The 7,986-nt window shown below is 52.1% G+C and carries 7 protein-coding genes; 3 read left to right on the top strand and 4 right to left on the bottom strand.

Annotated features, from left to right (window positions below):
* Positions 1 to 120: 120 nt before the first annotated feature.
* From asd to rsgA, 3 genes are all read right to left on the bottom strand, one after another.
* Positions 121 to 972 (bottom strand): archaetidylserine decarboxylase, encoded by an 852-nt coding sequence (gene asd / locus ABYT30_RS12555; protein WP_373081110.1) that lies wholly within the window; start codon positions 970 to 972, stop codon positions 121 to 123.
* A gap of 45 nt (positions 973 to 1,017) precedes the next feature.
* Positions 1,018 to 1,842, bottom strand: coding sequence for a sulfurtransferase (locus tag ABYT30_RS12550; protein ID WP_373081108.1), 825 nt, complete (start codon positions 1,840 to 1,842; stop codon positions 1,018 to 1,020).
* A 157-nt stretch (positions 1,843 to 1,999) separates the two neighbouring features.
* Positions 2,000 to 3,010 carry a small ribosomal subunit biogenesis GTPase RsgA gene (gene rsgA, locus ABYT30_RS12545; protein ID WP_373081106.1) on the bottom strand — a complete coding sequence of 337 codons (1,011 nt, stop codon included), beginning with the start codon at positions 3,008 to 3,010 and terminating at the stop codon, positions 2,000 to 2,002.
* Between the two features lie 182 nt (positions 3,011 to 3,192).
* Between rsgA and orn the strand changes: the two genes are divergently transcribed.
* On the top strand, positions 3,193 to 3,738 hold the full coding sequence (orn, locus tag ABYT30_RS12540) for an oligoribonuclease (RefSeq protein ID WP_373081104.1): 546 nt from the start codon (positions 3,193 to 3,195) through the stop codon (positions 3,736 to 3,738).
* Between the two features lie 191 nt (positions 3,739 to 3,929).
* Positions 3,930 to 5,813 (top strand): autotransporter domain-containing protein, encoded by a 1,884-nt coding sequence (locus ABYT30_RS12535; RefSeq protein ID WP_373096771.1) that lies wholly within the window; start codon positions 3,930 to 3,932, stop codon positions 5,811 to 5,813.
* A gap of 70 nt (positions 5,814 to 5,883) precedes the next feature.
* On the opposite strand, the gene queG is transcribed toward ABYT30_RS12535, so the two are convergent.
* Positions 5,884 to 7,005, bottom strand: coding sequence for a tRNA epoxyqueuosine(34) reductase QueG (gene queG, locus ABYT30_RS12530; RefSeq protein WP_373081509.1), 1,122 nt, complete (start codon positions 7,003 to 7,005; stop codon positions 5,884 to 5,886).
* A gap of 246 nt (positions 7,006 to 7,251) precedes the next feature.
* Here queG and ABYT30_RS12525 point away from each other — a divergent pair, with 246 nt between their 5' ends.
* On the top strand, positions 7,252 to 7,953 hold the full coding sequence (locus tag ABYT30_RS12525; protein WP_373081510.1) for a DUF4197 domain-containing protein: 702 nt from the start codon (positions 7,252 to 7,254) through the stop codon (positions 7,951 to 7,953).
* The last annotated feature ends 33 nt before the right edge of the window (positions 7,954 to 7,986 follow it).

The following is a 7,986-nucleotide window of genomic DNA, read 5'->3' as shown; positions in this document are numbered from 1 at the left end:
ACGAAGTCATCGCCTTTCCGCTGGAGCTGGTGTGAATAAGCGGGAGACGCGCTACGGGAGATGGGAGACGCAAGGACCGATGCGGTTTTGTCTCCCGTCTCCCGTTCAGCATTTTGCGAATTACTTCAAGGTGCCCAAAACCTCACCCAAGCGAGTTGGAGTAGTGGCCTCAAACTTATCGGCCCATTGCGCGCGGTCTTTGGCAAACAGCACTATTGCGGTAGAGCCAAGTTTGAAACGCCCCATTTCCTCGCCTTTTTCTAAATAAATTTCTCGGGCGCCTTTGCGGTAGTCGGTGGTCTTGATACCGCTAGGTGGTGGTGCAATTTGGCCGTCCCACACCGTTTCAATTCCGGCCACGATTAGGGCGCCGACCAAAATAACCGCCATTGGCCCCGCTTCTGTTTCAAACAGGCATACCGCGCGCTCGTTGCGGGCAAATAGGCCCTGCACATTTTCTGCCGTCGTGGTGTTTACTGAAAACAGCGCGCCGGGAATGTAGGTCATTGATTGCAGTGTACCGGCCAATGGCATGTGCACGCGGTGGTAGTCGCGTGGCGAGAGGTAAACAGTGGCAAAGCTACCCCCTGAAAATTGCGCTGCCGCTTCGCGGTCACCGCCCAGTAATTGCAAAAGACTGTAATCTTGGCCTTTGGCCTGAAAAATTCGTCCGTCAATGATTTGCCCGAGTTGGCTGATGGCGCCGTCGGCGGGACACGCTATGTCAGCTGGGCCAGGGGCAATCGGGCGTGCGTCCGGTTTTAGGGCGCGGGTAAAAAACGCATTGAAATTCGAATAATTGCGGTAATCGGGGTCCGCAGCTTCGCTCATATCAACCTTGTACTGCGCAATAAATCGACTAATTAGCAGGTCTTTTAGCCAAGGGATTTGGGTCTCCGCTAATTTGCCGACAAGCCGGGACAGCAGGTGCTGGGGAAGCAAATACTGCAAAATAATAAACGCGATGTTCACGACGTGATCCTTTTTAAAATCAATTCAAGGTTGCTGGGCACTGGGTTAGGGCGTATCGCCTACTTCTACTGGCGTGTCATCGCGGTTGCCCCATTCTCCCCACGAACCGTGGTAGCCCTTGATGTGCGGGTAGCCAAGTATTTTCATTAATAAATAGCTTAGGCCGGAGCGGTGGTGTGTTTGGCAGTGGGTGATAATGGTTTTATCGGCGCTGAGGCCGAGTTGATCTAAACGCAGTTGCATGGCGCTCAGATTTTTAAGGCGCATATCATTGTCTCTGTCCATCAGTTCTAGCCAATCTAGATTGATGGCGCCTGGAATGTGTCCGCCACGCTGAGCTAAGACTTTTTCGCCGCGATATTCTTCGGGGGAGCGGGCATCCCAAATTGCCAGTTGGCTATTGCCGAGTAAGTGGACGAAATCCTCGATCTCGGCAATGGGTGTGCTGTTGATCGTCAACGTGAACTCACTGGGAGGGGGTAAGTTGGCAACGTCCTCACTGGGGTGGCCGCCACTTAACCAAGCCTGCAAACCACCATTTAAATAGGAATAGTTGTGATGGCCTATAACATCGAGTGTCCAGATCAAGCGTCCGGCCCAGCCGCCACCTTCGTCATCGTAAACAATGACATGCTTTTCTGGGTTGAGGCCAACTCGAGAGAATAATGCCTGTAGTTGTTCCGGTGCGGGCAGCTTGCCGACGGCGGGCTTAATGCCGCACTGGAGCTCCGCAGGGGCTATGTGAACGGCGCCGGGCACGTGGTGTTTGGCGTAATTGTCGGCACTGCTGGTATCCAGTATCAACAGGTTCGGCTCGTGGAGTGCGTCGGCGAGTTGATTCGCTTCAATAAGTAATGGCCAGTCTTTCATAATAGATAATGTGTTCGCTGATTTTGGTGAATTGTAGCAGCAGGGGCCGAGTCGATGCGACGTAAATAGGCCTTTTCCTGCGGGCGCTATGACAACATAAATTACCTCATCCTAATACTTGGACAATATTAGGGTGATTTTACTCATTGGCATGAAATTATTCTGCTGTGAGGCTGGCGATAATCTGCCGGTAACTGGCCATGCGTTCAGGCCGAATTTTGTGCTCTTCCTCCGCGGCTAATAGCGCGCAGCGAGGCTCGTGCTCGTGCTTGCAGTCGCGAAAGCGGCATAGGCCGAGGTAAGGCCGGAATTCGATAAAGCCGGCTAAGACTTTTTCGCGATCCATATTCCATAGCGCAAATTCTCGAATACCCGGCGAGTCGATAAGGCTGCCGCCATTCGGGAAATGGTAAAGCCTAGCGGTTGTGGTGGTATGTCGACCTTTAGCTGTAGCCTCAGACAAAGCGCCTATGCGGGTGTCGGTGCCAGGCAGCAAACTGTTGACGAGAGAGGATTTGCCAACGCCTGATTGGCCGACAAAAACACTAATCTGTTCGCGCAGTGTCTCTTTTAATTCGTCTAGACCGTGCTCAGACTCTGTTGAGGCCCGAGTTACCGGGTAGCCAATCTCCTCGTAGCGGGCAAGCATGGTATTGAGGTAGTCACTATTCTCGTCGTTAATAAGGTCAGTTTTATTGAGCAGTAAGATCGGGCGAATGCCAATGGCTTCGGATGCCACTAAATAACGATCAATAAGATTCGCGTGGGCCCGGGGCTCAGGGGCAATAACGATGACAATATGGTCGATATTGGCGGCCACCGGTTTGAGCTTGCCGTGGTTGTCAGGTCGTTGTAGCAGGCTGCGTCGTTCATTACAGGCAACCACCACACCGGTAGGTTTGCCCTCGTGCCAAGTGACTCGGTCACCCGTCACTAAGCCTTCAACCTGCGCTCGCACATGGCAGCGTTGACGTTGGCCGCCATCGCCCTCAACTTCAACCTGCTGGCCGAAGTGGCTAACGATCAAGCCGCTTTGCTCGGGGCCGAGCTCGCCCTCATTGAGCGCTTGGTCGGCGCGGCTGTCGCGCTTGCTAGCGCGCTCGGTGCGCTCTGCCTGAACTTTTTCTATCCGCCAGCGTTGCTGGCGGCTGAGTTTACGCTTGGTCATAGACACGTCAATCGCCGGAGAAGCGCCATCTTAACCCATGAGCTGGTATAATCGACACTATGGCGAGAGAGACGCCGTGTATTTTGGCAGCAATTCCGGTTTATCGCAGTGTAAACCACTGACTCCGCGCGGTTTCTACCGTGTTTTTGTTTCCCATTTTTATGTATCGCAAAGGCATCGGCATGGCTAAAGCACAGAATCTTATTTGGATTGATCTGGAAATGACCGGTTTAGACACCGTCAATGACCACATAATTGAAATTGCTACTGTGGTAACAGACAGTGACCTCAATGTCGTGGCAGAGGGACCGATGTTGGCGATTCATCAGCCGGACGAGGTGCTCGCGGCGATGGATGAATGGAATACCAAGCAACACGGTGAATCTGGGCTGGTTAAGCGGGTGCAAGACACCTGTATAACCGCTGCTGAAGCAGAGCGTTTAACATTGGCCTTCTTAGACAAGCACGTCGAGAAAGGCGCTTCGCCAATGTGTGGCAACAGTATTTGCCAGGATCGTCGCTTCATGGCTCGGGAGATGCCAGCCTTGGAGGCCTTTTTCCATTACCGCAACTTAGACGTCAGCAGCGTTAAAGAGTTAGCGCGGCGCTGGCGGCCTGAGTTGATGAAGGGCTTGAAAAAGTCGGGCACCCATCTTGCCTTAGATGATATTCGCGACTCCATTGCTGAACTCAAATATTATCGTGAGCATTTTATTCGGCTTTCCTAGGCCGTAGGCCTACAGGCGATCCTTTTATAGGTATAAACCCAGATTGTTGTCACCGACAACATCGGGTCTCCTTGTTCTTTTTATAGCTGTCTGACGTGTAAATTCGATTCGTGCCGCATGAGAAATTGACCTGCGCTAGCTGAAACGAATTTATCAGCTAAGCTGTAAATAATAATAAGGGGATACCTAATATGAAAAAGTTGACCGCACTCTGCGCAGCAAGCCTGCTGTGTTGTACCCAAGTTTCAGCCCAGACCCAGCAATCCTACTTTGACCAATTACTTATTTTTGGCGACAGCTTACTGGACTCCGGTAATTTCGGTTTTCGTTTTACTAACCGCGTTGGCGATGGCAGCAATAATTTTTCCACGGGTGCTTACGCCGAAATTGCACCGCAACACCTAGGTAGGGCACTCGGTTTGGCGACTAACCCGGCTAATCCGGCGATTGGTAATGGCACTAATTATGCGGTTGGTGGCTATGAAACATCCGATATAGTTAAATCTATCAACGGTACGGGCTTGTTTTTGCGGAGAGAGGATGATGGTGGAACGAAGGTAAGAGATTCTTACTTAACCGAGTTTGGTAGTGTAAATCCAAATGCGCTCATTTTAATTGATGGCGGTGGTAATGACTTCCTCAATGGCACAGCCAATAGTCAGGCGACCATCGTTACTTCTGCACAAACCTTAATTGCCGGGGTGTCGGCGCTGAGCAATGCCGGCGGCCGCTATATTATGTTGAGTAATTTGCCTGACTTGGGGAAGACGGCGGCTGCTCAGGCCCAAAACTTTCAAACGCCGGGCTATGCAGCGCAGGTGTCAGCCGGTGCTGCGGGTTTTAATCAGGCATTGCGGACGTATGCGAATTTAAGCAATGCGAATATCATTCCGGTCGATCTCGCCGGTTTGATTAACTTCGTGTCGAATAACGCCGAGGCCTATGGTTTTGCCAATGGCACTAATGCGACGTTTGGCCCCTTAGCGAATTTTGATCAGCGTTATATGTGTTTCGACGCCGTTAACAGTGATTGTATCGAGCATCCAGTTTATGGAAAAAGTCAGACAAACACCGCTGATCCCAGCAAGCTAATGTTTAATGACGGCGTGCACCCAACGGCTAGGGTTGGCGCCATCGCTGGCGATTATATGATCGACGTCATTATGGCGCCCCAAGTCGTTGGGCAAGTGCCAAGCTTAGGCTTAGGCATTGCCCGCACCCAGCAGCAAAGCTTGACGCAGGTGATGCGGGAGAATCGTTGGCTCGCCGATGGTGATCGCCTGTTTATCAGCGCGAGCGGTGCCACAGGTGATGAACCGACCGGCGGTGATCAAGAATCTAAACACTTAACCTTGGGGCTTAGTCGCGCAGTATCGCCGGGCTTAAGCTTGGGTGCGGCGATTAGTATGGCTGACCATGAGTTAAATACCGATCGCAGTGAATTTGCCGCGACCAGTGTTGGCTTCAGTGGCTTGGTGAACTACCGGGAAAATCGCTGGCTGGCTGAAGCTAGCGTTGGTTTGAGCGTGGTGGATTACAGCGATATTGATCGCAAGTTTAATCTGGGTAATCAAAATCTAACGGCCAGTGGTGGTACCGATGGCCACGGTTGGCATTTAGACGGGCAGCTTGCCTATAACTTACTTTCCTCGCAAACCGTGAGTTTGGCGCCCGCCCTCGGCGCACGTTGGTTAAACACTAAAGTCGATAGTTATAAAGAGTCAGGTGGTGAAGTCTCTAATTACCAGTGGGGTGAACAGAGCCGCGCTAGTCGCCAGTTCCGTTTAGGTGTGTTGGCTAATGTTGCGGTGAGCGAGAGTTTTAGCCTCTATGCCGAAGCCTTCGGCGTGTCTGAAGAAGTGGACGCCGATGAGACTATCGAGGTCCGTAATACTAATCTAGCCTACGCCAGCTATCGTTTGCCGAGTTACCAGAATGACGGAGAGAGTTTTGCCGACGTGAGTCTGGGTGCCGCAGTGAGTGTGGGGCAGGCGCGGGTGGCGTTGAACCTGAATTATACGGATGAAGGTGAAGGGCGCGAGAGCGCGATGTTGAATTATTCACGACCTTTTTAAGAGCCGCCAAACGCTTGATGGGAGACGGGAGAAGTTAAAAGCCCGACGTCCGACGAGTTCGCAGCGCTGATTATGGCGCTGCTTTTCCCTTTAATTGTTCCAATGCCCAATCGATATGCTCAAGTGCCATACTCTCGGCACTTGGGCGTTGTTGTTTAAGCGCGCTAATCGCGGCGCTGCTGGCAGGAGCATTCCCCAAACCTACCGCAAGATTACGCAGCCAACGCTGGTAGCCAATGCGGCGGATGGCCGAGCCTTCGGTGTTTTTTAAGAACGTTTTCTCATCCCATAAAAACAATTCAATTAAATCACTATTGTCTAGTTGATGGCGGGGTGAAAAATCCGTCTCGGCGGAGGTTTGCGCAAATTTATTCCATGGACAAACCAGCTGGCAGTCGTCGCAGCCAAATACGCGGTTACCCATCAGTGGGCGCAGTTCTTCAGGAATGCTGGTCTTCAATTCAATCGTTAAGTACGAAATACAGCGCCGGGCGTCCACTTGGTAGGGCGCGACAATGGCGCCGGTTGGGCAGTCGACTAAGCAGGCGTGACAACTGCCGCAATGGCCGGTGTCTTGGGGTGGGTCTATGGGCAGTGGCAGGTCGGTATATATTTCCCCAAGGAAAAACCACGAGCCCGCTTTGCTATTGATAAGCATACTATTCTTGCCAATCCAGCCTAAGCCCGCTTGTTCGGCAAAGCCACGCTCTAGTACTGGCGCACTATCGACAAAGGCGCGATGACTGCCGCCGGCAACATCACTTATTTTTTCGGCTAGCTGGCTCAGGCGTTTGCGAATGAGCTTGTGGTAGTCGCGACCTAGGGCGTAGCGGGATATATAGGCTTTATTGGCGTTGCCGAGAACCGCTTCCATATTTTCTGCATTGGGCAGGTAATCCATGCGCGCGCTGATAACGCGAACGGTCCCGGTGTGCAGCTCTTTGGGGTCGCTGCGCAGGCCCTCGCGCTCTGCCATATACGCCATGTCGCCGTGGTAATGCTTGTCTAGCCATTCTCGTAAGCGCTGGGCGTGGGCGTCATTGCTGGCTGGGCTAATGCCAATATGGGCGAAGCCGAATTCTCGGCCCCAGTCTTTGACCTGTTGCGCCAGTTGCTCGAGCTCGGTGGGGTTTGGGGTCATCAGATTACCAGTGTCTGCTTGCGCGCTATGATCAGTGGGTATTTTACACATTTCACAAGTCGCCGTATGTTGCTCGCCTTTTAAGGTCGTAAAGTTACCGCAGCCAAGAAATTTTGAATCCCCATGGATTTGCTGAGAACTAGATCGATTGGTCGCTGTCAATGGAGGCGCGGATTTGGGTTTGGTCAAATTCCGAGCGAATGTGCTAATGAGTAGCGCTTCCCTGCGCGGGTCTAAGCAGCAGGCGCTGCCGATGTGGCATTTCCTTCGTATTTTCACTATTCAGGTATTTAATAATTGCGTGTAATTGCCCTTGTCTTGGTAATGCTCCTGACGTCCGGCTGTGCGTCGATGTTCGATAATATGTCTTTGGCTGCTCAGTCGAAGATTCAACAGGTTTTAGCTAATAGGTTTGCCCAAAGGCTGAGTTCCGGTATCGACCTTGTGGTTAGGCAGCTGGCGATCCAAGGTGGATTTTTGGACGACCCCCTGGTGCGTATCCTTCTGCCACCGCCTTTAGGTTTGGTGATTGATGTGGCTCGGGATTTAACTGCCAATCCACAGGCGGCACTGCTGGAAACACTAATGAACCGCGCGGCGGAAAATGCGATACCGGTGGCGGGACCAATTTTGAAAAACATGGTTGCGAATATGGATGCTGAGACACTGCAAAAGTTGGTGAATTCGCCGCGAAGTGCAGCGACCGAACTGTTAATGGCTGAAGGCGGCGCGGCCGTGCAGTTGGCGTTACTGCCAGCAGTCACCCAGAATTTGCATGACAATGGTGCTATTAAATTGTATGACGACTTGTTGAAAGCCTCGAATAAGCCGGATACGAACCGCGACACTGCTGCAGAGAGTGCGGGGCAAGCGGTTTCCCCTGATCAGTTAGGTGAGTACGTAGCGCAGCAGGCGGCTGGCGGTTTATTCAAAAAAGTGGCTAACCGTGAATTAGCGATTCGGGATTCACTGAATAGCATTGTTGAGGGGCCGCAATAAGCGCAATTGAGCGGCGGTGCCATAGGCTTTGGT

This window comes from Zhongshania sp. (assembly GCF_041623545.1).
Taxonomy (GTDB): domain Bacteria; phylum Pseudomonadota; class Gammaproteobacteria; order Pseudomonadales; family Spongiibacteraceae; genus Spongiibacter.
Note: the sequence above shows the minus strand (reverse complement) of the source record. Positions and strands in the feature narration are given on the sequence as shown.

What these genes read in the sequence shown, in the direction of transcription:
- ABYT30_RS12550 (WP_373081108.1), bottom strand. Translation starts at nt 1,842, where the DNA reads ATGAAAGACTGGCCATTACTTATTGAAGCGAATCAACTCGCCGACGCA.
- rsgA (WP_373081106.1), bottom strand. Translation starts at nt 3,010, where the DNA reads ATGACCAAGCGTAAACTCAGCCGCCAGCAACGCTGGCGGATAGAAAAA.
- orn (WP_373081104.1), top strand. Translation starts at nt 3,193, where the DNA reads ATGGCTAAAGCACAGAATCTTATTTGGATTGATCTGGAAATGACCGGT.
- ABYT30_RS12535 (WP_373096771.1), top strand. Translation starts at nt 3,930, where the DNA reads ATGAAAAAGTTGACCGCACTCTGCGCAGCAAGCCTGCTGTGTTGTACC.
- queG (WP_373081509.1), bottom strand. Translation starts at nt 7,005, where the DNA reads ATGTGTAAAATACCCACTGATCATAGCGCGCAAGCAGACACTGGTAAT.